Origin of the sequence: Caballeronia sp. INML2 (assembly GCF_023631365.1) — a bacterium.
Lineage (GTDB): Bacteria > Pseudomonadota > Gammaproteobacteria > Burkholderiales > Burkholderiaceae > Caballeronia > Caballeronia turbans.
Genome location: NZ_JALQDH010000004.1, coordinates 1 through 23975, shown reverse-complemented (window position 1 = coordinate 23975; position 23975 = coordinate 1). Strand labels below are relative to the sequence as shown.

Below are 23975 nucleotides of genomic sequence, written 5' to 3'. Positions count from 1 at the left end.
TTTCTCTTTTCGGTCAGCCAGAAGCGCTCAGACCACGCCCGCCCCGTGCGCCTGCAAATCCGCGTGATAGCTCGACCGCACCATCGCGCCGACAGCCGCGTGCGTGAAGCCCATCTTGTACGCCTCTTCCTCGTACATCTTGAACGTATCCGGATGGACGTAAGCCCGCACCGGCAGGTGGTGCTCCGACGGCTGCAAGTATTGGCCGATCGTCAGCATGTCCACGTCGTGCGCGCGCAGATCGCGCATCACCTGGAGAATTTCTTCTTCCGTTTCGCCCAGGCCGACCATCAGGCCCGATTTCGTCGCGACTTCCGGATGCAGCGCCTTGAAGTCCTTGAGGAGCTTCAACGAATGGTGATAATCCGAACCCGGACGCGCTTCCTTGTAGAGACGCGGCACCGTTTCGAGGTTGTGGTTCATCACGTCGGGCGGCGCGGCGGTAAGGATGCCGATCGCACGATCCAGACGGCCGCGGAAGTCCGGCGTCAAAATCTCGATGCGCGTCTCCGGCGAATGCTCGCGGACCTGTTTGATGCACTCGACGAAGTGCGCCGCGCCGCCGTCGCGCAGATCATCGCGATCGACGGACGTGATCACCACGTACTTCAGCTTCAACGCGCCGATGGTGCGCGCGAGATTCAGCGGCTCGTCCGCATCGAGCGGATCGGGGCGGCCGTGACCGACGTCGCAGAACGGGCAGCGGCGCGTGCACTTGTCGCCCATGATCATGAACGTCGCGGTGCCTTTGCCGAAGCATTCGCCGATGTTCGGGCAGCTCGCTTCCTCGCACACCGTATGCAGGTTGTGCTCGCGCAGGATGTGCTTGATCTCGTTGAAGCGTGAGTTCCCCGTCGCCGTGCGCACGCGGATCCAGTCCGGCTTCTTCAGCTTCTCGATGGGGATGACCTTGATCGGAATACGCGACGTCTTCGCTTGGGCCTTTTGCTTGGCAGTGGCGTCGTAGGCGGGAGCAGCGGTATCGCCGGCCAGGTTTGCGGTTGCGTCAGTCATTCGGTCGATCCGGTTGTTGCGGCGGTAGTTGCGGGGAGGCCGCCGATTTGAAGTGCCAGCCGAACGGCCAGCACGAGAGCTACGTCGCGCCAGTCGGCGACGACGCCGAGCGTCGCCATGTCGACCGTTTCGAGCCCCGCGTAGCCACACGGGTTGATTGCGAGGAACGGCTGCAAGTTCATGCTCACATTGAGGCTCACGCCGTGATAACTGCAGCCGTTGCGAATCTTGAGTCCGAGCGCGGCGATCTTCGCGCCTTCATGACGTTCATGCGAACGAACGTTCGCATTATGTTCGACCTGCCGCGCCGATGGCCGCGTGACATAGATGCCGGGCGCGCCGGCCTTGCGGTCGGTCGCGAGATTATACGTCGCGAGGGTTTCGATCACGGCCTCTTCGATGCGCCGCACCAGCTCGCGCACCATGAGTTTGCGGCGACGCAAATCGATCAGCAGATAAGCGACGATCTGTCCCGGCCCGTGATAGGTAATCTGTCCGCCGCGATCCACCTTGAGAAGCGGAATACCGCTTTCGGCGAGCAGAAGATGCGCCGGATCGCCCGCGAGACCGAGCGTGAAAACCGGCGGATGCTCGACGAGCCAGATTTCGTCCGGTGTGTCGGGCGTGCGGGCGTCGGTGAAGGCCCGCATGGCGTCGAAGCTCTGGCTGTACGGCTCGAGGCCGCGCCAGCGCAACGCAACCGGAAACTCACCGGAACTGAGCACGGTGTCGGGCGCGTCGTGAATTTCTTGTGGGACTGCGAGCGGTGTGGCGGACATGGTGCCGGTAGTTTACCGAAATAGGCCCATGCCCGCCGATGGTGAATTCGCATGCCTTCGATGGCAAATTCGAATAGTTGGCTCAGACGGTGCGCCATCCGGCGCGAAGACGTTGGGCAAGACGCTCGATGCGCGTCGAAAGCCAGTGCATCGCACGCTCGTCGCAGCGCGGCAGGATCGTGAAGACGACGTGCGCCGGACGGTCGCCTTCGACGGAAAGCCAGAGCCGCTCGCGTTCGCGCAGCTTGAGGTGGTCGCCGGGGACGAGCCAGTAGTCTTCGATGTCGTTGCTGCGCGTCGCCCAGACGGCGGTGCCGTGGACCGTCAGACGCGAGCCTCGCGCGATGCGCATCGGCACGGTTTCGCCGGGCTTGATTTCGAAGGTGACGCTTGTTGATATTTCTCGCATGATCCACTCCGCCAGAGGAACGTTTCGATGACTACAATCCTAGGCGTGGCAAGGCATCAGACAAAACGATCAATTTTCACCGCTATGTGAGCTGTATTGACAACGACCACGCCAACGATCCACATGGACCTCCGACAGCTTCCCGCCCTGAACGCGTTGCGTGCCTTCGAGGCCGCCGCCCGTCACGAGAGCTTCTCCCGCGCCGCCGACGAGCTTTTCGTCACGCACGGCGCGGTCAGTCATCAGATCCGCGCGCTGGAGGCCGAACTGGGCGTGTCGCTCTTCGCGCGCGACGGCAAGCGCGTGCGTCTCACCGACCGGGGCAGGCAATACGCCGCGGAGGTGCGCGCGGCCTTGGTCGCATTGGCCGAATCCACGCGCCGCATCCGCTCGGGCGATCGCGACCGGCGGCTGATCGTGTCGATGCTGTCGTCGTTTTCGGCGCGGTGGCTGACGCCGCGCGTCGGCCGGTTTATCGAGAAACATCCGGAAGTCGATCTCGAATTGCTGTCGACGAACGCGCTCACCGACTTCAACCGCGACGATGTGGATGTCGCCATCCGTTTCGGCTACGGCAAGTACGCGGGTCTGCACGCGGAGGAGTTGCTGGACGAGGTGTTCTTTCCCGCGTGCTCGCCGAATTTTCGCGGCGGCGCGTTGCCGCGCGTGCCCGGCGATCTGGCGGCCACGCCGCTCTTGCGGTCGGATGAGGAATTGTGGCGCCCGTGGTTCGACGCGGCCGGCCTCACGGATCTTCCGGAGCCGAAGCGCGGCGTGCTGTATGAAGATTCGTCGAATCTGCTGCAGGCGGCCATCGACGGACAAGGCGTCGCACTCGTGCGGCGATCGCTCGCGATGCAGGAGATCATCGCGGGACGGCTCGTGCGCCTCTTCAACATAGACGGCCCGAGTCCGTGGAAGTACTACTTCGTGTGTCCGACGGCGCTCCTTCAGACGAAGCGCGTGCAGGCGTTCAGGGAATGGGTGTTCGAGGAAGCCGAGCAGTTCAGGCTGCTCTACGAGCGCACGCCGGCGGTGTGCGACGCGCCGGCGAGTAAGCTCAAAGCACTACCTTGACCATCGGATGGCCGGTGAGCGCGCGATAGATGTCGTCGAGATGCGGACGATTCCGCGCACGCACGGTGCAGGTGAGACCGGTGTAATTACCGCCGGACGACGGACGGGCCTCGACACGCGAGGCGTCGAAATCCTGGTCGAACTCCTTGAGCAGGCTGACGATCGTGTCGTGGAATTCCGGATGCGTCTTGCCCATTACCTTGATCGGGAAGTCGCAGGGAAAGTCGAACAGTTCGTCGGCGCTGTGCGCGGCGGAATCTGTTGGATCGGTGGATTGTGGCTTGGCAGACATGGCGTTCTCCTTTACTTCGCGCCTGGCTTGGCTCGCGCGGCCTCGTGCGCGAACTCGCGCGCCTTGGCCCGCTGGTAGGCGTCGTACAGCGCAGCATAGATTGGACCGGGACGGCCGTCGCCGACGCTTTTTCCATCGAGCGTCGTGATCGGCATGACTTCCTTCGTCGCGGAGCTGATCATGACTTCGTCGGCCGAACGCAATTCGGCTTCCGTGATGTCGCGCTCCTCGAATGGAATGCCCGCCTCGCTCGCCAGCTCCTCGATGAGCCCGTAGCGGATGCCTTCCAGGATGCGCGGTCCGCGCGGCGCGCCGAGCAGCGTGCCGCGCTTCACGACCCACACATTCGAGGACGAACCTTCGGTCAGCAAGCCATCGCGCAACTGGATGGTTTCGAGCGCGTCGTTTTCCGCGGCGTGCTGCGCCATCAGCACATTGCCGAGCAGCGACACCGACTTGATGTCGCAATGCAGCCAGCGCTTGTCCTCGGCGGTCACGGCCACCGCGCCGCGTGCGCGATCCGCCACGCTCGGAAAAACGAGCTGGCCGAGCATGACGAACACGGTCGGCGTGAGGCCGGCCGGAAATGCATGCCCGCGCCGCTTCGCGACGCCGCGCGTGACCTGAATGTAGACGAGCGCGTCGCCGTTGCCGGCGTTTTCGCTGATCGCGCGATCGATCAACGCACGCCAGCCGGCATCGTCGAACGGATTGTCGATACGGATCTTGCCGAGACTGCGATTCAGCCGCGCGAGATGCTGTTTGAGCCGGAACGGCAGGCGCGTGCCATCGGCTTGCCCGTAGAGCGGCACGACTTCATACACGCCGTCGCCGAAGATGAACCCGCGGTCGAGCACGGGAATGCGCGCTTCGGAAAGCGGCCCCCACTCACCGTTCAGATAAACCGTCGGATCGAAAACTTCGGCTTGGCTCATCGGGACCGCTCCTTTCTCAAAACTGCCGCTCAAACTTCGCTGACTTCGATTATTTGCGCTTCTGCCACCAGAGCAGCGCCGAATCCCACAGGCGGCCGAAGATGCCCGCTTCCGGCACGTCCTGCAGCGCCACGAGCGGGAACTGCGCGACCTCCTTGCCGTCCGCCATCATCTTGACGGTTCCGATCTGCTGGCCTTTCTTGATAGGCGCGACGATCAGATCGTTGTGCGTGACGGTCGGCTTGACCTTCTCGCCCAAACCCTTCGGCACGGTGATGTACTGATCCGTCGTGACGCCCGCCTGCACGTTGTCCGCGGCGCCCTTGTACACGCGCGGCGATTCGATCACCTGATTCGCCTTGTACAGACGCAGTGCGTCGTACGCGGTGTAGCCGTAGTTCAGCATCTTCAGGCTGTCCTGCACGCGGTTGTGCTCTTTGGGCTCGCCCATCACCACGGCGACGAGACGGCGGCTCGCATCGGGCACGCCGACGAGCGAGCGCTTCGCGGTCGCGATCAGGCAATAGCCCGCGGCCTTCGTGTGGCCGGTCTTGAGGCCATCGACGGTCGGATCGAGCCACAGCAGGCGGTTACGGTTCGGCTGCTTGATCTTGTTGTACGTGAATTCCTTCACCGAGAAGATGCTGTAGTACTCGGGGAAGTCGCGCACGAGGCGCGTGGACAGCACGGCGAGATCGCCGGCGGTCGTGTAGTGCTGCGGATCGGGCATGCCGTTCACATCGGCGAAGTTCGTGTGAGTCATGCCGATGCGCTTCGCTGCCGCGTTCATCAACTGCACGAAGTTGCTTTCGCTGCCGCCGACGAGTTCGGCCAGCGCGATGGCCGCATCGTTGCCCGACTGCACGATCATGCCGTAGACGAGATCGTGCACGGTGACCGGCTTGTTCGCCTCGATGAACATGCGCGACTCGTCCGTGCGCACGCGGCGCACGGCCTCGCTCGGCATGACGGTCTGATCCATGTTGATCTTCTTCGCCTTCAGCGCGTCGAAGACGAGATACGCGGTCATCAGCTTCGTGAGCGATGCGGGCTCGACGCGCTCATCGGGATTGCCCGACGCGAGCACCTGATTGCTGGTGGCATCGACGAGCACCCACGAGCGCGCGGTCACGTCGGGCGGCGGCACTTGCGCGAAGGCGCTCGCGGCGGCCAGCACGGCCGGCAGCACGAGTGCGGCTTTGATGGCGCGATGTTGAACGATGGAAACAGAAGGGAGAGACAGGCCGGCAGGGACAAAGCGCATAGGATCGATCGGCGGAAAAAGCAGGCTGCGACGAGGACGATCGGGGATCGGATGATCGGCGAAGCACGGGTTGAACAGGCTGACCGTCGCTGTCGGTCGGGCTGATCGCCAGGACAGCGGCACGGGGCGCCGCGGCGAAAAGCGCTCGTTCGACAGACGGACGCGAAAACGGTTCTCGGAAGCCGGAGTTTCGATGACCGCGACAAGTTCGTCGGAGCATCGCACGGCCGGAAACAGCGAAAAAATTCTGCGCCATTATACGCGTGGCCCGCTTCCGTTTTCCTTTGAATCTGCCCTTCTGCCGCGCGTTTTAACGTTTTTCAGGCTGCGCTTAGCCGCTTTTACCGATCAGGAAACGATGCGCGCGCACAGCCCTTCAGAAGCCTTGCGCCGCTCGCGGGTCGAGCGCGTGCTCAGCGCCACGCGTCGACGATCACGCGCTTGAGAATATGCAGCTTGCGGTGAAAGAAATGCTCGCCGCCCGGAATCACGACGACCGGCAGTTCCTGCGGCCGCGCCCAGTCGTAGACGGATTGAATCGGCACGGTGTCATCGACTTCGCCGTGGATCACGAGGGTGGTGTCCGGCACTGGCGCGACCTCCCAGCGGCTCGCGGCCGTGCCGACGAACACCATCCGCTCGATTTGCTTGCCCGCTTCGAGCATGCGCTTCGCGACATGCGACAGCACGAAGGTGCCGAATGAAAAGCCCGCGAGCACGATCGGCACGTCGGCCTGCCCGGGTTGCGCGCGCATGTGGTCGATCAGCGCGAGCAGATCGTCCTGCTCGCCGATGCCGTTGTCATGCTCGCCGCCCGTCGCGCCGACGCCGCGAAAATTCGAGCGATACGTCGTGTAGCCGAGCTGAACGAAAGTGCGCGCGAGCGTCTGCGCGACCTTGTTGTCCATCGTGCCGCCGAAGAGCGGATGCGGATGCGCGACGAGCGCGATGCCGCGCGGCGCTGAATCGGTACGGTCGAGCGCGCATTCGATCTTGCCGACCGGCCCGTCGATCAGAAATTTTTCGGTTTGCGCGTTCATGCCGGTTGATCGATGAGAAGACGTTCGACGATTTTTCCGTTGGCCAGATGCGACTCCACGATTTCGTCGATATCGGTTTCATCGACATACGTGTACCACGTGCCTTGCGGATACACGACCACGACCGGCCCGAGCTCGCAGCGGTCCAGACACCCGGCCTTGTTGATGCGCACTTTGCCTTCGCCCGCGAGGCCGAGTTGCTTCACGCGTTTTTTCGCGTGCTCCTGCATGGCCTGTGCGTTGCAGTTCGCGCAACTGGGGCGCGGCGCATCGGCGTCGCGCTGATTCAGGCAAAAGAACACGTGATACTTGTAGAAGGAATCCATGAGCGGGGTGCGATGAGAGTGTCGGTCGATTATAGCGAGCGATGTTCGTGCCCGCCGCGACACGCCGGGCGTCACGCCGGGCGGCTCGCCTTGCGCGCGCGACGCCGCGCGAGCCACGCGCGCTCGGCCGCGGACGCGAGCCAGCCGAGCGCCGCATACGGCCAGACCCACGCGAGCCAGTGCGCGAGCCCGTTGAAATGCAGGTAGCGTCCCTGCCGCCAGTCGGCGAGCACGATGTCGAAATACGGATTCACCGGCAGCAGATTGACGAGCGCGAGCGAGGCGACGAGCGCGGCGCCCGCGAGCGCCGCGCGCAGTCCGCGCGGCAGCGACACCGACAGCACGCCCGCCGTCACCGCGATGGCAATGCCTTCGAGCGCGCCGTCCGTCGCCCAGTCGAAGGTCAGGCCCGCGCGCGATTGCAGGAAAGTCGCGCCCGCTTTCGCGAAGAGCGTCATCGCGACGAGGCTGAGCATCAGCCGGATGCGCGGCGCGCGCTTGCGCGTGAGCAGCGTCGCGAGCACGAGCGCCGCAAAGAGGCTCGTCGACGTGATCAGCGCTTCCCAGGCGTCGTCCGGGAGCAGCGCGCCCAACCGGTCGGGCCAGCTTTCGATGTCCCATGGCGCAGGCGTCCACGCGAGGATCGCGTCTTGCATCGACGGGTCGAGCTCGTCCCATAGCACGCGCGGCAGGTCGCCGCCGCCGAAGAGATACGGCGCGGGGAACATCGCCGCGAACGGCCACAGCGCCGACAGCCCGATGACATACGCCGCGTCGCGCTCGTACCACGTGAAGCGGATGCGCCGCAGCAGGCCGCGGTCGAGCAGCGCACTCGTCGCGGGCGCGATGAGCACGCCGCCGACGAGCGCGCCGAACGCATTGGCGGCGAGATCGAGATTCGAGGCGACGCGCGTCGGCAAATACGTCTGAATGGCTTCCATCGTGCCGGACAGCAACGCGCCGCCGGCGAGCGCCGCGCCCACCGCGAGCGTGCCGCGAAAGCGCGGATAGAGCGCGAGCACGATCAGCGAGCCGAGCGGCATGTAGCCGAGCACGTTCGTGATGACATCGAAGGCGGTCAGATACTGCGGCAGCGGATCGGCGAGATACGCGAACGGACTCAGGCCCAGCGAGCGCCAGCCCGAGAACGGATAGAGCGAACCGTAGACCACGAGCGCCGCGTATGCGGCGAGCGCCTGCCGGGAAAACGCCGACGGGCGGCGCTGCCATTGCTTGATCGTCATGAGCCGCCCGGACGCCTCCGCGCTGGGCGGATGGTGAAACAACAGAAGGTCATCGCGAAGCGGAAAGGGGTTGTGCGGCGAGCCACGCGGAAAGCTGCGCGATTACATCGTCCGATGCGGCCGCGAGCGCCCGCGCGCCGCCGGATGCATCGGCGCTCGGCGCAGGCGCGCTCGCGGCGAAACTACGCTGTCCGACCACGCGGCCTTGCTGCGTCAGCGTCGCGCGCACGGACACGAGGCCATGGCTTTGCTCGGGCGCGTCGAAGACCTGTTCGAAGCTCGTCAGCTCGACTTCGAGCAGCGGCACGGCGCGCACCGGATCGGCGCCCGACAGGATCGGGCCGCGCGCCGCGAGCGCGTTGCGCAGACGCTGCGTGAGGAGCTGCGCGGGCGGCATCGTCCAGTGGCTGTCCGAATAGCTGCCCGTGCGCTGGGCGTCTACGTAGCTCAGGCGATACGCGAACGCATCGGTTTCCAGGCTGCGCGGCGCGGCCACCGCGAGCACCTTCACCGGCGGCGTCGGCAAGGCGTTGGCCGTCGCGCCGGCCGCAGGCGGCGCGCCGAGGTCGTAATGCGCGTTCGGCATCGCGGTGGACGTCGATCCACAGCCCGCGAGCAAGGTGACGCAAGCGAGCGCGAACGCCGCGACTGCTCCTTTCATGTCGATGTCTGCCATGTGTTTTTCTCGATCAATGCGCCGCTTTCGCGGGCCACGTGAAGCCCGGCTCGCCCGGTCCCGGCTCCTTTTGCGGCGCGCCGAAGAGCACGCTGCGCGGATTGGTGCTGAACGCGTCGGCGGCGCGATCGACCGAACGCGCGGCCGCGCTCACGTCGTCGCTGAACGAATAGAAGCGCGGCAACGCCTCGAAGCCGACGCGCGCCGTCACGAAGCGCAGCGACTCGTTCATGTCCGCTAGCGCGGCGCTCGCGTCCTCGGCGGCCTTGCCCGCCTTGTTCAGATTGATGACGAACGGGCCATCCGGACGATTCAGGTTCTGCACGAGCTGGTTGGTCGAGGCGAGCGTGGTGTTGATCTGCTTCAGCGTCTGCGGCAACTGCGCCGTGACCGGCTGCACCTGCCCCGCAAGCGTCGCGATGCTGTCCGCCGCGCCCTGCAGGCTCTTCGTCGTGGCCATGAGCTGATTGCGCACGTCGTCGGAGAGGAACTTGTCGGCGTCTTCGGACAGGCGCTCGAACTTCTTCAGGATCACGTCGCCGCGCTGCTGCAACTGTTCGAAAAGACCCGGTCGCATCGGCACTTCGGCGACGTGCTGCGGCGACGAAGCAAGCGGACTCGGATCATTGCCGGTGTCGTCGAGCTGCACGAACGCGATGCCGGTCACGCCCTGAAAGCCGAGCGTCGCGAAGGTCGAATGCGTCATCGGCGCGTTCTTGTCGACGAGAATGCGGATTCGGATCTGCCCCGGATGCGCCTTGTCGAAGCGGATCGACTCCACCTTGCCGACGCCCAGACCGCGATAACGCACGGACGCGTCCGTGAAAAGGCCGGTCACGTTGGTGCGCGCGATCAGGTCGTAGGGCACGCGCACGGTGCGATCCACGTTGAAGAAAAACACGGCGAAAGCGATGGCCAGCACGAGGGCGATCGTGAAGAGCCCGGTCCAGAACGCGTGTGATTTGTTTTCCATCGGCAGATTCCTTTGACTTCGCGGCGGCGTCGGTGGAGCGTCGTTCGGCTATTTGTTGACGGCGATCGGCGCGTCCTCGAGCGCGGCCGGCGGCAGTTTCGCGCGACGCTCGGGCGGCAGCGCCTGCAGCGCGCGACGCCCGCGCCGCCCGAGAAAATACTCGCGAATGAACGGATGATCCACCGCGCACGCCTCCTCCACCGGCGCCGCGACGAGCACGCGCCGGTCCGCGAGCACGGCGACGCGCGTCGAGAGCGCGACCATCGTATCGAGATCGTGCGTGACCATGACGACGGTCAGCCCGAGCGCGCGATGCAGCGTGGCGATCAGATCGACGAACTCGTCGGATGCCTTCGGGTCGAGGCCGGCGGTCGGTTCGTCGAGAAAGAGCAGCTCGGGTTCGAGCGCGATCGCCCGCGCGATGCCCACGCGCTTCACCATCCCGCCCGACAGCGCCGACGGCATCTTGCTCGCATGCTTGCACGACAGCCCGACCATCTCGAGCTTCAGCATCACGAATTCGCGGATCAGATCCTCGGGAATCTTGCCGAGCTCGCGAAACGGCTGGGCGATGTTGTCGTATACAGTCAGCGACGAGAACAGCGCGCCTTGCTGGAACATCATGCCGGAGCGCGTGCGCAGCATTTTCGCCGTTTCTTCGTCCATGCGCGCCCATTCCTCGCCGAGCACGCGAATGGTGCCCGATGTCGGCGATTCCAGCCCGAGAATCTGCCGCACGAGGGTCGTCTTGCCCGAGCCCGATCCGCCCAGGAGCGCAACGATCTCGCCACGCCGCACATCCAGATTCAGATGCTCGTGGATCACCGTGCGCCCGTAGCGCTTGGTGACATCGCGCACCTCGATCACCGGCTCCGCGATGACGGGCGGCGGCTGATGGCGAACGGCGGTGGCGAGCGTGGTCGACATGGCGGTCAGAGTCCGACGTGCTGAAACAGGATCGCGAACACGGCGTCCGCGAGAATGACGATGGTGATCGACGTCACGACGGACGTCGTCGTGCCTTCGCCGAGACTCTGCGAATTCGCCTTGATGCGGAAGCCGAAATGACACGCGGCGAGCGCGATCAGCATGCCGAACACGACGCCCTTGCCGAGCCCGATCCACAGATTGGCGATCGGCACCACCGACGGCAGCGAGCGGATGAAGAAGTTCATGTCGATGGACAGCACGAGCTTCGCCGCGAGCGCGCCGCCCGTCAACGCAATGATGTTGGTCCACATGACGAGCAGCGGCATCGCGACGCCGAGCGCGACCACGCGCGGCAGCACGAGCCGCAGGCCGTGGGGAATGCCCATGACCTGCATCGCGTCGAGTTCCTCCGTGACGCGCATGACGCCGATCTGCGCGGTGATCGCCGAACCCGAGCGCCCGGCGACGAGAATCGCGGAGAGCACCGGTCCGAGCTCGCGGATCACCGACAGCCCGAGAATATTCACGATGTACTGATTTGCGCCGAACGCCTGCAACTGCTGCGCGGACAGATAGCTCAGCACGATGCCGATCAGAAACGCGACGAGCGCGGTGATCGCGAGCGCCTGTGCGCCGGCGCTGTAGATGTTCGCCGAGATTTCCGTCCACGGAATGCGCTGCGGACGCCGGACGAGCCCGGCGAGATCGAGCATGAAGCCGCCGAACATTGCGAGACCGTCGTAGAGGTGATCGAAGAAACCGAAGATCAGCTGGCCGAGGCGCGTGACGGGATCGACGCGATCGACGGGCTCGGGTTCCTCGCGCTCTGCATCGAGCAGCGCGACGCGCTCGAAGATTTCGCGCTGGGTATCCGACAGTGCGACGGTCGCAGGCATCCTGCGGCCCCAGACACGCCACAGCGCCTGACCGCCGACGTGATCGAGCCGCTCGACGGACAACAGATCCCACTGGCTGATCGCCTCACGCCCGATGGCGCGCAGCCGCCGCGTGACGCCGCTCTTCGCGCGGTCGCGGGCGAGCGCGAGCGCGGTCCACTGGCCCGAGAGCCGGACCACCTTGCCGTGCTGGCCGGCTTCCACTCTTAGGCGCGGCGGCGTGTCGAAGTCCAAGGATCGATGGCGCGGTGAGACGCGGTTGAAAGGGAGAGGACATTGTAGCGAAGTGTGCCATCGAGGCGCGGCGATGGTGGCGCGCATGGCGAACGGACAAATTCGCGGGCGGTCCCGCGCAGCAGGCGCCCGGACCCGGCGCCGCACGTTACGAGGCGAGGTTCGGGCGCGCGGAGCGGACGCCGCCGCAGCAGGCGAAAAACGCCCATCGCGCCGCTACAATATCCGCCATGAACTCAACTCCCTTCGCCCCCGACGCGCCCTGGCGCATCGACCGCACCCGGCTCGCGACGCTCGCCGAACGGCCCGCCCGCGACTGGACCATCGACATCGTCGACGAAACGGGCTCGACGAACGCCGACCTGATGGAGCGCTTGCGCGCGTCGCGTCGCGGCAGCACGCCCGCGCCGATAGCTCGCGTCGCGTATTCGCAGACCGCCGGACGCGGACGGCGCGGCCGCGCGTGGCTCGCCGAACCGGGCAATGCGCTGTTGATGTCGGTCGGCTGCGTGCTGAAGCGGCCGATCGAAGGGCTGTCGGGGCTGAGTCTCGCCATCGGCGTCGCGGTGCTCGATGCGCTTGCGCATCTGCCGCTTTCGCCTTCCGCACGGCCCGCGCTGAAATGGCCGAACGACGTCCTGCTCGACGACGGGAAGCTCGCCGGCATCCTGATCGAAACCGCGTGGAACACGCCGGACGCGACGGCGGTCGTGATCGGCATCGGCTTGAACCTGCATGGCGCGGAACAGCTCGCCGCCCAGGTCGACGATGCGAATCGCAAGGCCTCGCAGTCCGCGCCCGGCACCGCGCCCGCCACGCTCGCGCGCGCATGGCCCGACGCCAATCTCACCGACACCCTCGCCGCGCTCCTCAACGCGCTCGACGCGGCGCTGCCGCGTTTCGAAGCCGAAGGCTTCAGGCCGTTTCGCCAGCGCTGGCTCGACGCGCACGCGTGGGCCGGGCGCGAGGTCGTGCTGATCGATCAAGGCATGGAAGTGACGCGCGGGATCGCATCGGGCGTCGACGAGAGCGGCCAGTTGCTGATCGACGCGCCCGAGGGCCCGCGCACCGTCACGACCGGCGAACTCACGCTGCGCCTCGCGAGGGAGCGTCCGTGAGCGAAGCGCCGTATCTGCTCATCGACGCGGGCAACAGCCGCATCAAGTGGTCGCTCGTCGATGAAACCGGCGCGTCGCTGACGACCGGCGCCTTCGAGCACGCGCATCATTCGACCGTCGCCGATGACGCCGCGCTCGGCGAATGGTCCGAGTTGCCGACGCCGGCGAGCGCATGGATTTCGAACGTCGCGGGCATGCCGGTGCAGAACCGCATGCAACGTTTGATCGACGCGCGCTGGCCGACGCTGCCGCGCACCGTCGTGCGCGCGCGCGCCGAGCAGTGCGGCGTGATCAACAGTTACGCCGACCCGACGCGTCTCGGCAGCGATCGCTGGGCCGGCATGATCGCCGCGCGCGCCGCGTATCCCGGCGAGCATCTGCTCGTCGCGACCTTCGGCACCGCGACGACGCTCGAAGCATTACGCGCCGACGGCGTCTTCACGGGCGGCCTGATCGCGCCCGGCTGGTCGCTGATGATGGAATCGCTCGGCAGCCACACCGCGCAATTGCCGACGCTCGACGCCGCATCGGCGCGCGAGGCGCTGAATCAGACGCGCAGTCTCTTCGCCACCGATACCGCCGCCGCGCTTTCGGCCGGCTGCCTGCTCGCGCAGGCGTCGCTCATCGAGCGCGCGTGGCATGACCTGAAAGCGGACTGGCAAGCTGACGTCCGGTTGGTGCTCGGCGGCGGCGCCGCAAATGAAATCGCGGGCGCGCTCGACGTGCCGCATACGCGCCACGATTCCCTCGTGCTGTCCGGGCTCGCGCTCATTGCGCGCGACGCGACGGCGCGGCATTCATCCTGATTAACTGATTTGACTGACGGACGGAGCAAAGAATGCTGCGCTGGCTGATCGCCCTTCTGATTCTCGCCAACTTGCTGATGTTCGCGGTCATGCGCGGCATGTTCGGCCCGCTTCCCGCCGCGGGCGCGCGCGAGCCGCATCATCTGTTGCAGCAGGTCCATCCCGAAGCGCTCGCGACGCGCCCGCTCGGGCCCGAGGAAGCGTTCGATCAGCCGCGTGTCGGCGGACCGGCGCCTGCCGCCAACGTGCAGGCCGCGCCGCTCGGGCAATGAAATCGCGAGCGCGAATCAGGACTGCGCGCGGACCTTTTTGAGCAGCGCGGTCGTCGATCGATCGTGCTCGAACGCGATGGCGAGCGCCTTGCCGCCCCAGCCGCGCACGAGCGCCGATTCCGCCAGCTTGTCCATGTCGTAGTCGCCGCCTTTCACGAGCACGTCCGGGCGCAAGGCGCCGATGAGTTCCAGCGGCGTCGATTCTTCGAACTTTACGACCCAGTCGACGCTCTCCAGCGCCGCGAGCAGCGCCATGCGATCGTCCTCGCGATTGATCGGGCGATCGTCGCCCTTGCCGAGCGTGCGCACGGAGGCATCGCTGTTCACGCCGACAATGAGCGTCGCGCCGAGCGCTTTCGCGTCGGCGAGATAGGTCACGTGACCGCGATGAAGAATGTCGAAGACCCCATTGGTGAAGACGACGGGACCGGTAAGGGCCGGACGGCGCGCGGCGAGCGCTTCGCGCGTGGTGATCTTGCGTTCGAAAATGGCGGGCATGGCGGCGCGGGTTGCGATGTGCTGAAAGCGCGCATTGTGCCACGGCGCTTTGCACGCAATTCGAATCGATGCGGACACACATGCAAACGGCCCGCCGGTTCTACCCGGCGGGCCGTCTCGTCTTCAAGGCGTGGAGGCCTGACGCTCAGGCCGGTTGCTCGGCCGCCCCGCCCGACGCGGCTTGCAGACGCTGCGTCACTTCCTTGCGATAGCGATTCAGCTCCTGTGCGGTCGCAAACGAACGCTCGAACAGAATCGACAGGTTGTGCAAGATACGTTCGACGACCTTCTTCTCCCAGCTGTCGTCGAAGCGGATCTGGTCGTCGAGCCAGCGCTCGAGCCATTCCGGGTCGGGCAGGCGCGACTGCACGGTATCGCGCGGGAAGAGCGCCTGATTCACATGCAGATTGGTCGGATGCAGCGGCTTTTCCGTGCGGCGCGCGGAGGCCATCAGCACGCCGATCTTCGCGAACGCGGCGCGCGCGGTGTCGCCCGCATTCGCGAGCGCCTTTTTCATGTAGCGCAGATACGCACCGCCGTGGCGGGCTTCATCGCGCGAAATGGTTTCGTAGATGTGCTTGATGACCGGTTCCGTGTGCCATTCGGCCGCGCGGCGATACCAGTGGTTCAGACGGATTTCACCGCAGAAATGCAGCATCAAGGTTTCAAGCGGCGGCGCCGGGTCGAATTCGAAGCGCACCGCGTGCAGTTCCTCTTCGGTCGGCACCATGTCGGGCTTGAAGCGCCGCAGATACTCCATCAGTACCAGCGAGTGCTTCTGTTCCTCGAAGAACCACACGCTCATGAAAGCGGAGAAGTCGCTGTCATCGTGGTTGTCACGCAGGAACATTTCCGTTGCGGGGAGAGCGGACCATTCAGTGATCGCGTTCATCTTGATCGTCCTGGCCTGCTCGTCGGTGAGCAGGGACGCATCGAATTTGTCCCAAGGAATGTCCTTCTCCATATCCCAGCGGACGGATTCCAGCGATTTATAAAGTTCCGGATAAAGCATGGTGTTCATTGTCCACCCCTGATGCCACTTATGCGACGTTATATCTGTATTGACTTTGGCTGAGTTGCGCGAAAAGCTTGCACGCAAGCAGCCAAGCTTTCAATTTTACGCGGGATTCGGTCGGCCAAAGCCGAAAAGCGACAACGAGCGCGCAAATTTGGCGCTGCGGGACGCTCGCGCCCTGCGAAACACTGCACTTCCCCGTGCAGATGTTGCTGTTGTGCGTCTTGTTCTACCGTGGGTGAGGAGCGAAACCTGTGCCTGGGGTATCTTCAAGTGGCGCGATCCTGCCGCCGAAACCGTGCGGGCCGGCCAGTATGACGTGCTCACATGACAGCGACGCGCATGCCACGCGAACTCCGCGCTTAAAGCTCGCCGCGGCGAGCGTTTTTCATCTTAGCACGGTCGATTCACGCCATTGCGCGACAGTTTCATCGATCGGGGTCAACCCTGCGACGTGTTGCACGCCATCGTCGAGCTTGCGACGCAGCGCCGGGCTGCTTCCGCCGACCCAGATGCGCACATGCGGCGGAAGCAGGTTGCGCAGGTCGGTGAGGCCGTTCGCGATGGACTGCGCCGGCAGCACCGCGGTAAACGACAGCGCAACGATATCGACGTCATGCGCCGCTACTGCATTGACGATATCGTGCAACGGCGTCTGCAGGCCGAGCTGGACACAATCGCACTCGGAGAGCGTGAACATCGCTTCGGCCATCAGGATGCCGAGGCCGTGGCCCTCGCCGGAGAGCGTCGTGAGCAGTACGCGCGGACGGCCGCCGCGCCCGCGCACGGCGTCGGAGAGCGGACGCAACAGCGTGCGCATCGCCGACTGGATCGCTTCGCTGAACAGATGCTCGTGATAGACCTGCAAGGTGCCCGCCGCCCACGCATTGCCGATCCGCGCCGACAACGGCGCCGCGACATCCAGCACGAAACGCTCGAGCCCGTCGCGCGTCGCGCGTTTGAGAAGCACGAAGCGGAACTCGTCGTAAGCGCTCGTACGCAACAGCGCGATCAGATGATCCAGCTCGGCGTCCGGCGCGTCCTGCCCGACGCCCGAACTCTCGGCCAGCTGCTGCAATAAATCGATGGATTGCCCGAGCACCTTGCTCGGCCGGTGCCCCGCGTCGAGCAGGCGCTTCACGAGCCGCAGCTTCGTCACCTGCTCCTGCGGATAGAGCCGCTCGCCGCCGGGCGACCGCATCGGCTGCGGAAAGCCGTAACGGCGCTCCCAGACACGCAGCGTGTCCTTCGTCAGACCAATCTCCTGAGCGATTGCGCCAATGCCGATTCCCGTGACGCCCGTCGCCGCAGTGCGCGGCGGGTCGGGTTCCGGCGCGTCGGCGCCATCGGAAACCGGCTCTGAATCGAAGTCTTGTTCTGATGAGTTCGTCATGGACAAATCGTTTCGAAACCACACGTCGCGTTCGATGCAGATTACGTGCCCGGTATTAAAGGTGGACAAGTCCTATCGACGTCGATGTTTCATCATAGACAAAATCGAGACGCTCGTCGGGGCTGAAATACATTTCGGCACGTAGACGAAGCAATGGCGCGAGACGCGGTTCGATGCAACGTTGCGCATCGAAGGAACTGGCGGCGCATTGCGCGCCGCCGGCATGGGATCAGAACGGGAGCGCCAGTAGACGCGAACTCAGACGGGCTTCTTGCGCGGCGCAGCCTTGCGAGCGGGCGCTTTTTTCGCGGCGGCCTCGGATTTATCCGCGTCGCCGTGCGCCGGCTGCCCGGCGTCGGTCTCGTCTGCGGCGGGCTGCTCGCCCGATTCGCCCGTCGGGTTCAGCGGGCCAGTCATGCCCGGCTGCAGCATGGCGAGATGCGCCAGTTGATTGAACTGTGATTGCAGCACGTTCCACCAGCCGGCAGGGTCGAAGCCGGGCGGCGGTGCGGACGCGTCGCCCGCCGCCGTCTCGCCTTGCGCCGATGTTCCGCTCGCCGGCGCTTCGCGCACGGGCTCCTGTTTCGGCGCGTCCGCTTTGGCCGCGCCGCTCATCGGCCAGCCTGCGGTCGCGGCCTTCGCATTCTCGGTGGCCGCGCTTTGCGCACCCTCGACAGACGACTGCGCAAACGCCCCGAACGCGCGCAGCGTCGCGAGCGTCGCGCGCTGCACTTCGAGCGCCTGAATCGCCGATTGCAGCATATTGAGATTAAGCTTCAGCCAGTGCTCGACGGCGCGCATGTCCGTCACGCGCTTGTCGAGTTCTTCGATGTTCGTGAGCGGCGCGAGCATGTCGGACATCATCGAGAGGGAAGGACCCACGCCCTGCCCGCCGCCCGGCATCGCGGCGGCGAACGGATTCAGGCGCATCAGTTCCCACATCTTGCCCATCATGTCGGCCTGGCCGAATCCGGGAAAACCGGGAATCGTGTAGGGCGGCGTGCCGCCAGTGTTATCGGTCATTCGACTCTCCTTGTTTTCGTGCGTGTGAGATTCGCGTAGCTCAGAACGGCGCGCCGCCCGGAAAGTCCGGCGCGCGCCGCTCGCGCAGCGAGCGCATGCCTTCGTGGACGTCCGGCCCCGCGAAACCCATGAATTCGAGCGCGAGCGACGCATCGAAGGTCGGCCCCGCCGAGCGCAGCCAGTTGTTCAGCGCGTACTTGGTCCAGCGGATCGCGGTTTGCGAGCCTTGTGCAAGACGATTCGCCACCTCGATCGCCTTCGGCATCAGTTCGTTCTCGTCGACGGCGAGCGACACCAGACCGATGCGCTCCGCTTCCTCGCCGCTCACCGGCTCGCATAGCAGCAGATAGTACTTGGCCTTCGCCATGCCGCACAGCAGCGGCCAGACGATCGCCGCGTGATCGCCCGCTGCGACGCCGAGGCGCGTGTGCCCGTCGATGATGCGCGCCGACTTCGTCGCGATCGAGATATCCGCGAGCAGGCCCGCGACCAGTCCCGCGCCGACCGCGGGGCCATGCATCGCGGAGACGATCGGCTTGCCGCAGTTGATCACGTTATAGACGAGATCGCGCGCCTCGCGCCATACGCGCGCGCGCACATCGAAGTCGTTCGCCATCTCCTCGACGAGCCCGAGATCGCCGCCCGCCGAAAAGCCCTTGCCTTCGCCGCGGATCAGCGCGACGCGTGTTTCGGGATCGCGATCGATGTCGCGCCAGATATCCGCCAGCTCACGATGCATGTTGGCGTCGGCGGTAGACAGGCCGCTCTTGTTCGCGCCCGCGCCGGGCATCACCACTTCGAGCACGCCGTGCGGACGGCGGCGCAACTCCAGCGACTTGTAGCTCGCGTAGAAGGAGAGATCGCTCATGGTTCTGTTCAATCGAGAGTTAGCGCGGCTGATAGATCCACTTGCCGTCGCGGATCTCGACCATCACGCGCGCGCGCTGATCGAGGCCGATGTGATCGTTGGGCGTCATGTTGGCCTGCCCGTTGGTATCGGAGAAATTCTTCGTGCCTTCGAGCGCATCGCGCAACGCGCCACGGAATGCCGGCGTGCCCGGCGCGCCCGCCTTCAGGGCGATCGGCACCGCGCGATTGAGCAGCATGCCCGCGTCCCACGCATACGAGCCGAACGCCGATACCGTGCCCGCGCCCTGCTTCGCTTCGTACAGTTTGATGTATTCGAGCGCGAGGCGCTTGGCCGGATGATCGTCGGGCAACTGCGCGGCGACGAGCACCGGGCTCGCGGGCAGGAACGTGCCGTTGCAGTCCGCGCCGCACACGCGCAGGAAGTCGCGATTGCCCACGCCGTGATTGTGATAGACCTTGCCTTTGTAGCCGCGCTGCGCGAGGGTCTTCGGCGGCAACGCGGCGGGCGTGCCGGCCGCGCCGACGACCACCGCATCCGGCTTCGCCGCGAGAATCTTGAGGATTTGCCCGGTCACGCTCGGATCGGTGCGGTTGAAGCGCTCGTTCGCGACCACTTCGATCTTGTGCAATTGCGCGAACTTCGCGACTTCGGCGTAGAAGGTCTCGCCGAGCGCGTCCGCCTGTCCGATGTACGCGAGCGTCTTCACGCCGTGATTGCTCGCGTGTTCGGCGATCGCGGAGGCCATCATCGCGTCGGTTTGCGGTGTCTTGAACACCCAGCGGCGCTTGTCGTCGACAGGCTCGATGATCTTCGACGACGACGCGAGCGAGATCATCGGCGTCTGCCCTTGCGCGACGACATCGATCATCGCGAGCGAGTTCGGCGTGATCGACGAGCCGATGATCGCATCGACCTGATCCTCGCTGATGAGCTTCTTGGTCGACTGAACGGCTTGCGTGGTGTCGGAAGCATCGTCGAGCACGATGTAATCGACCGGCTTGCCGCCCATCTCTTTCGGCAGCAGCGCGACGGTGTCACGCGCGGGAATGCCGAGCGACGCGGCCGGCCCCGTGAGCGACAACACGAGGCCGATCTTCACGTGCTGCGCCGTTTGCGCGAATGCCGCTGTCGTTGCGGCGACCGTGAGCGCCGCGCCCGCCAGAAATTTCCACTTGCCTGCCGCCATCCGAGTCTCCTTTTTTTGATAGTTCTTCTGCCGCGCACATGCAGCCGGCAAAGTGTAAGGCGAGGCTTGCGCGCATCGCATCGGGCGAAACCCGTTGCGATGCGTGGATTCAGTGCCCGGGCGGGACGATCGCCTGATCGATCGCGCCGAAGATCGACTTGCCGCTTTCGTCGAACATCTCGATCTTCACGCTGTCGCCGAACTTCATAAAGTCCGTCTGCGGCGCGCCGTGCTCGATGGTTTCGAGACACCGCTTCTCGGCGATGCAGCAGTAGCCGCGCTTCGCGTCCTTGTTCGAGATCGTGCCCGAGCCGACGATCGAGCCCGCGCGCAGGTTGCGCGTCTTCGCCGCGTGCGCGATCAGTTGCCCGAAGTGGAACACCATGTCCGTGCCGCAATCCGGCTGGCCGACCTTTTTGCCGTTCCAGTGCACGATCATCGGCCGATGCACCCGCCCATCGCGCCACCCGTCGCCGAGCTCGTCGGGCGTCACGGCGACGGGCGAGAACGCGGTCGCGGGCTTGCTCTGGAAGAAGCCGAAGCCCTTCGCGAGTTCCGCGGGAATGAGATTGCGCAGCGACACGTCGTTCACGAGCATCAGCAGACGCACGCTGCGGAGCGCTTCGTCGGGCATCGCGGCCATGTGGACATCGGACGTGATGACGGCGACTTCCGCCTCGAAGTCGATGCCATACGATTCGGTCGCGCACACGATGTCGTCCGTCGGGCCGATGAAATCATCGCTGCCGCCCTGGTACATGAGCGGATCGGTCCAGAATTCGGGCGGCATTTCCGCGTTGCGCGCGCGGCGCACGAGCTCCACGTGATTCACGTACGCCGAGCCGTCCGCCCACTGGAACGCACGCGGCAGCGGCGCCATGCAGGCTTTCGGATCGAACTGAAACGTGTTGCGCGCGCGGCCGGCGTTCAGCGCCTCGTAGACGTCCATGAGTTGCGGCGCGTAGAAGGTCCAGTCGTCGAGCGCGCGTTGCAGCGTCGAAACGATTTCATCGGCGATGGCCGCCGTGCGCAGCTCGCGCGAGACGACGATCAGTTGGCCGTCGCGCGTGCCGTCCTTCAGCGTGGCAAGTTTCATAGAGCGGGAGTCGTTGACTTGAGATGACGTTAAGGGAAATCTATTTTACGATGGTGAATCCCCTGGCTGTGATTTCGCGCTTCATGCAATCGACCCAATCCGCTCTTCCCGACGACGAAGACCACCTCGACGCCACCGAGGAGAAAACGCGCTCCGGCATTCAATCGATCGAAGTCGGCTTCCGGCTGCTCGACGTGCTCACCAACGAGCCGCGCGCGATGATGCTGCGCGATCTCGCGCAGCGCGCGGGCATGAGCCCGGCGAAGGCGCATCGCTATCTCGTGAGTTTCCTGCGGCTTGGCGTGGCGTCGCAGGATCCGGTGTCGGGGCGCTACGAACTCGGCGGATTCGCGTTGCAGATGGGACTGGCGCGGCTCGCGCGCGTCGACGGCGTGAGGCTCGCGCGCATCGCGCTCGCGCAGATGCGCGACCGGCTCGATCAGACGGTCGGCATTGCCGTGTGGGGCAATCAGGGACCGACGGTCGTGCACTGGATGGAATCGAGTCATCCGGCGAAGGCGTCGCTCAAGCTCGGCGACGTGATGCCGCTGCTCTCGTCCGCGACCGGCCTGCTTTTCGCCGCCTATCTGCCGCGCAGCAAGACACAACCGATGCTCGACCGCGAACTCGCCGCCATGAAGCAGACGATGGCCGACGTCGAGCCGCTTCTCGCCGAGGTGCGCGAGCACGGCGCGGCGCGCGTCGAAGGCATGCTGCTGCCGACGATCCACGCGTTCTGCACGCCGGTCTTCGACTCGACCGGCGAGCTCGCGCTCGGGCTTATCGCGCTCGGTCACGAAGGCACCTTCGATACGCGTTGGGGCGGCGAAATCGATTCCGCCCTGCGAGAATGCGCGCGCGGCCTGTCGTACGAATTGGGATATAAAGCGGGCGAGCGCTGACCGCGCCCGTCGATGCGGTAAGGAACATCGCTTTCATTGCGCGTGTCTTACGCGTTTCGCCTGGCCCGCACTGCTCCCTTTCACGCCTCCACGATGTCACTGTTTCAATTCCGCCGTCCTCGCCCCGCGTCGGGCGAGCCGCCCCACGCTGTTTTCGATTCCGCCATTCCGCGCCGCTGTGGGCGCTGGGTGCTGGTCGTACTGATCGTCGCGGGCCTGCACTGGAGCGCGATGCGGTGGATCGAGCACAATCGGCAGCCGACGAATGTGCCGCCGGAGGCGCCGCCCGTACAGGTCGAATTGCTGACGCCCAAGCCGATTGCGCCGCCCGCGCCGCAGCCGCAGCCGCCCAAACCGGCCGATCGCGTGCCCACTCCGACGCCGCGCAAGCCAGCCGCCCCCGCGCCCACAGCGGCGCCCGCTCCCGCTCCGGTGTTGACCGCGGCGACGCCTCAGCCGGACGCGCCGGCGGCGGACGCAGGCGTGGCGGCGTCGGCGTCGGCGCCCGCGCAAGCGCAAGCACAGGCGCAAGCGCCATCGCCATCGCCCGCGGCGCAACCCGCCGCCGTCTCCGGCGACAAGCTCAGCGTTCCGCCCTCGGGCGAGTTGCGTTACGACACGCTCGTGAACGGCATGATGAACCAGACCGGCACGATCCACTGGATCAACGACGGCCAGCATTACGAAATGGTCGTGTCGATCCCGTTGCCTTTCGTCGGTCCATATGTGTATTCGAGCAAGGGTCATATCGACGGCTTCGGCATTGCGCCGGAACAGTATTCGGAACAGCGCGGCCGCCGCGCCGCCGACGTCGCCATCTTCAATCGCGAGGCGAAGCAGATCGTCTATACGAAGACGCCGCAGAGTCAGCCGCTCGCGGATGGCGCCCAGGACCGCTTCAGCGTCGTCATGCAGCTGGCGAGTCTCGTGCGCGGCGCGCCGGACACATACAAGCCGGGCGTCACGCGGCAATTCAGCGTCGCGGACAACGACAGCAACGAGATCTGGCCGATAGAAACCGTCGGCGATGAAACCGTGCAGGCGCGCGGCGGCTTTACGAGCGCCCGCCATTTCACGCGTCTGCCCCGCAAGGAAGGCGACCGCCGTAAGCTCGACATCTGGCTCGCGCCGTCGATCGGCTGGCTGCCCGTGCGGATTCTGCAAACCGAACCGAACGGAATGCAGATCGAGCTGCTCTGGGCCGGCAGCCTCAGCATGCCTTCGTCGGCAGGACAAGGTGTCACCTCGGGCACGCAAGATGCGTCTGAGGAAACCGCGCCCGCCCCGCCTGCGACGTCCCAGCCGGACAAACCGTAACGCGGCCGTCACACTGCGTGACACGGGTTCACGGCCGAAGCGCAGTGCTTTGCTTCGGTAACAGCATCGCAAACCGCACTCTTACGGAACCGATATGCAGCTGACGATCAATGGCATCGACACACGCTATGTTCTCGACAACGAAGGCGGCGGTCCCTGGCTCGTCTTCATCCATCAGCTTGCCGGCGACCTCTCCGTCTGGGATCAGATGGCCGGCTACTTCCGCAACGACTTTACTGTCCTGCGCTATGACTTGCGCGGCCACGGCGCCACGGCCGGGTCGCGGGGTCCGTTCCCGATCGACGACCTCGCCGACGATCGCGCGGTTCTGCTCGAGAGGCTAGGCGCGCCGGCGGCGCCTGTCGTCGGGCTGTCGAGCGGCGCTCAGG

The 23975-nt window shown here is 65.5% G+C and carries 28 protein-coding genes; 8 read left to right on the top strand and 20 right to left on the bottom strand.

The window, feature by feature from the left end:
- Positions 1–27 precede the first annotated feature (27 nt).
- The 3 genes from lipA to NCT32_RS00950 all read right to left on the bottom strand — a co-directional run bounded on the left by lipA (position 28) and on the right by NCT32_RS00950 (position 2202).
- Positions 28–1014 carry a lipoyl synthase gene (gene lipA / locus NCT32_RS00960; RefSeq protein ID WP_061116841.1) on the bottom strand — a complete coding sequence of 329 codons (987 nt, stop codon included), beginning with the start codon at positions 1012–1014 and terminating at the stop codon, positions 28–30.
- Positions 1011–1793, bottom strand: coding sequence for a lipoyl(octanoyl) transferase LipB (gene lipB / locus NCT32_RS00955; protein ID WP_250476199.1), 783 nt, complete (start codon positions 1791–1793; stop codon positions 1011–1013). The genes lipA and lipB overlap by 4 nt, the downstream gene beginning before the upstream one ends.
- An 82-nt stretch (positions 1794–1875) precedes the next feature.
- Entirely contained in the window at positions 1876–2202 is a 327-nt protein-coding gene (locus tag NCT32_RS00950; RefSeq protein ID WP_061116839.1) for a DUF2917 domain-containing protein, read from the bottom strand.
- Between the two features lie 123 nt (positions 2203–2325).
- Here NCT32_RS00950 and NCT32_RS00945 point away from each other — a divergent pair, with 123 nt between their 5' ends.
- A complete protein-coding gene (locus NCT32_RS00945) occupies positions 2326–3279 on the top strand; it encodes a transcriptional regulator GcvA (RefSeq protein WP_061116838.1) in 954 nt (317 codons plus the stop codon).
- Here the strand turns inward: NCT32_RS00945 and NCT32_RS00940 are convergent.
- Genes NCT32_RS00940 through NCT32_RS00930 form a run of 3 tightly spaced genes read right to left on the bottom strand, consistent with a single transcriptional unit; the run spans position 3263 to position 5770 of the window.
- Positions 3263–3571, bottom strand: a complete 309-nt coding sequence (locus NCT32_RS00940; protein WP_250489847.1) for a DUF493 family protein — start codon at positions 3569–3571, stop codon at positions 3263–3265. The genes NCT32_RS00945 and NCT32_RS00940 overlap by 17 nt on opposite strands.
- Before the next feature lie 11 nt (positions 3572–3582).
- A complete protein-coding gene (locus NCT32_RS00935; protein WP_250476198.1) occupies positions 3583–4506 on the bottom strand; it encodes a D-amino acid aminotransferase in 924 nt (307 codons plus the stop codon).
- A gap of 49 nt (positions 4507–4555) precedes the next feature.
- Positions 4556–5770: a D-alanyl-D-alanine carboxypeptidase family protein gene (locus tag NCT32_RS00930; protein WP_061116944.1), complete on the bottom strand. Its 1215-nt coding sequence runs from the start codon at positions 5768–5770 to the stop codon at positions 4556–4558.
- Between the two features lie 193 nt (positions 5771–5963).
- Here NCT32_RS00930 and NCT32_RS00925 point away from each other — a divergent pair, with 193 nt between their 5' ends.
- Positions 5964–6215, top strand: a complete 252-nt coding sequence (locus NCT32_RS00925; protein ID WP_143756291.1) for a hypothetical protein — start codon at positions 5964–5966, stop codon at positions 6213–6215.
- On the opposite strand, the gene NCT32_RS00920 is transcribed toward NCT32_RS00925, so the two are convergent.
- The 7 genes from NCT32_RS00920 to NCT32_RS00890 all read right to left on the bottom strand — a co-directional run bounded on the left by NCT32_RS00920 (position 6184) and on the right by NCT32_RS00890 (position 12089).
- Positions 6184–6810: an alpha/beta hydrolase gene (locus tag NCT32_RS00920; RefSeq protein ID WP_061116835.1), complete on the bottom strand. Its 627-nt coding sequence runs from the start codon at positions 6808–6810 to the stop codon at positions 6184–6186. The two genes, NCT32_RS00925 and NCT32_RS00920, sit on opposite strands and share 32 nt — an antisense overlap.
- Entirely contained in the window at positions 6807–7136 is a 330-nt protein-coding gene (locus tag NCT32_RS00915; RefSeq protein WP_061116834.1) for a ferredoxin, read from the bottom strand. Before NCT32_RS00915 ends, NCT32_RS00920 begins: the two co-directional genes overlap by 4 nt.
- 71 nt (positions 7137–7207) lie before the next feature.
- On the bottom strand, positions 7208–8380 hold the full coding sequence (locus NCT32_RS00910) for a VanZ family protein (RefSeq protein WP_250476197.1): 1173 nt from the start codon (positions 8378–8380) through the stop codon (positions 7208–7210).
- Positions 8381–8429: 49 nt separating this feature from the next.
- Positions 8430–9056 (bottom strand): ABC-type transport auxiliary lipoprotein family protein, encoded by a 627-nt coding sequence (locus NCT32_RS00905; protein ID WP_061116832.1) that lies wholly within the window; start codon positions 9054–9056, stop codon positions 8430–8432.
- A gap of 13 nt (positions 9057–9069) precedes the next feature.
- Positions 9070–10029: an MlaD family protein gene (locus NCT32_RS00900; RefSeq protein ID WP_061116831.1), complete on the bottom strand. Its 960-nt coding sequence runs from the start codon at positions 10027–10029 to the stop codon at positions 9070–9072.
- Between the two features lie 48 nt (positions 10030–10077).
- Positions 10078–10956, bottom strand: coding sequence for an ABC transporter ATP-binding protein (locus tag NCT32_RS00895; protein ID WP_061116830.1), 879 nt, complete (start codon positions 10954–10956; stop codon positions 10078–10080).
- Positions 10957–10961: 5 nt separating this feature from the next.
- Positions 10962–12089: an ABC transporter permease gene (locus NCT32_RS00890; protein WP_061116829.1), complete on the bottom strand. Its 1128-nt coding sequence runs from the start codon at positions 12087–12089 to the stop codon at positions 10962–10964.
- 230 nt (positions 12090–12319) lie between these two features.
- Between NCT32_RS00890 and NCT32_RS00885 the strand changes: the two genes are divergently transcribed.
- Genes NCT32_RS00885 through NCT32_RS00875 form a run of 3 tightly spaced genes read left to right on the top strand, consistent with a single transcriptional unit; the run spans position 12320 to position 14285 of the window.
- On the top strand, positions 12320–13207 hold the full coding sequence (locus tag NCT32_RS00885) for a biotin--[acetyl-CoA-carboxylase] ligase (RefSeq protein ID WP_061116828.1): 888 nt from the start codon (positions 12320–12322) through the stop codon (positions 13205–13207).
- Entirely contained in the window at positions 13204–14013 is an 810-nt protein-coding gene (locus NCT32_RS00880) for a type III pantothenate kinase (protein WP_250489846.1), read from the top strand. Before NCT32_RS00885 ends, NCT32_RS00880 begins: the two co-directional genes overlap by 4 nt.
- Before the next feature lie 32 nt (positions 14014–14045).
- Positions 14046–14285 carry a hypothetical protein gene (locus NCT32_RS00875; RefSeq protein WP_061116826.1) on the top strand — a complete coding sequence of 80 codons (240 nt, stop codon included), beginning with the start codon at positions 14046–14048 and terminating at the stop codon, positions 14283–14285.
- Between the two features lie 15 nt (positions 14286–14300).
- On the opposite strand, the gene rfaE2 is transcribed toward NCT32_RS00875, so the two are convergent.
- From rfaE2 to NCT32_RS00840, 7 genes are all read right to left on the bottom strand, one after another.
- A complete protein-coding gene (gene rfaE2 / locus NCT32_RS00870) occupies positions 14301–14783 on the bottom strand; it encodes a D-glycero-beta-D-manno-heptose 1-phosphate adenylyltransferase (protein ID WP_250476195.1) in 483 nt (160 codons plus the stop codon).
- Between the two features lie 145 nt (positions 14784–14928).
- On the bottom strand, positions 14929–15804 hold the full coding sequence (locus NCT32_RS00865; protein ID WP_061116825.1) for an acyl-ACP desaturase: 876 nt from the start codon (positions 15802–15804) through the stop codon (positions 14929–14931).
- A 382-nt stretch (positions 15805–16186) separates the two neighbouring features.
- On the bottom strand, positions 16187–17191 hold the full coding sequence (locus NCT32_RS00860) for a MerR family transcriptional regulator (protein ID WP_061116824.1): 1005 nt from the start codon (positions 17189–17191) through the stop codon (positions 16187–16189).
- A gap of 258 nt (positions 17192–17449) precedes the next feature.
- Positions 17450–18214, bottom strand: a complete 765-nt coding sequence (locus NCT32_RS00855; protein ID WP_061116823.1) for a PhaM family polyhydroxyalkanoate granule multifunctional regulatory protein — start codon at positions 18212–18214, stop codon at positions 17450–17452.
- 40 nt (positions 18215–18254) lie between these two features.
- A complete protein-coding gene (locus tag NCT32_RS00850; RefSeq protein WP_061116822.1) occupies positions 18255–19082 on the bottom strand; it encodes an enoyl-CoA hydratase/isomerase family protein in 828 nt (275 codons plus the stop codon).
- 19 nt (positions 19083–19101) lie between these two features.
- Complete coding sequence (locus NCT32_RS00845; RefSeq protein WP_250489845.1) at positions 19102–20271, bottom strand: ABC transporter substrate-binding protein; 1170 nt, start codon at positions 20269–20271, stop codon at positions 19102–19104.
- A 109-nt stretch (positions 20272–20380) separates the two neighbouring features.
- On the bottom strand, positions 20381–21367 hold the full coding sequence (locus NCT32_RS00840; protein ID WP_250476193.1) for a fumarylacetoacetate hydrolase family protein: 987 nt from the start codon (positions 21365–21367) through the stop codon (positions 20381–20383).
- An 83-nt stretch (positions 21368–21450) separates the two neighbouring features.
- On the opposite strand from NCT32_RS00840, the gene NCT32_RS00835 reads away from it, so the two are divergent.
- The 3 genes from NCT32_RS00835 to NCT32_RS00825 form a co-directional block, all read left to right on the top strand.
- Entirely contained in the window at positions 21451–22269 is an 819-nt protein-coding gene (locus NCT32_RS00835) for an IclR family transcriptional regulator (protein ID WP_409241413.1), read from the top strand.
- A 93-nt stretch (positions 22270–22362) separates the two neighbouring features.
- Complete coding sequence (locus tag NCT32_RS00830) at positions 22363–23586, top strand: DUF3108 domain-containing protein (protein WP_250476191.1); 1224 nt, start codon at positions 22363–22365, stop codon at positions 23584–23586.
- 94 nt (positions 23587–23680) lie between these two features.
- The coding region (locus tag NCT32_RS00825; RefSeq protein WP_250489844.1) for an alpha/beta fold hydrolase at positions 23681–23975 on the top strand (295 nt) is incomplete at its 3' end.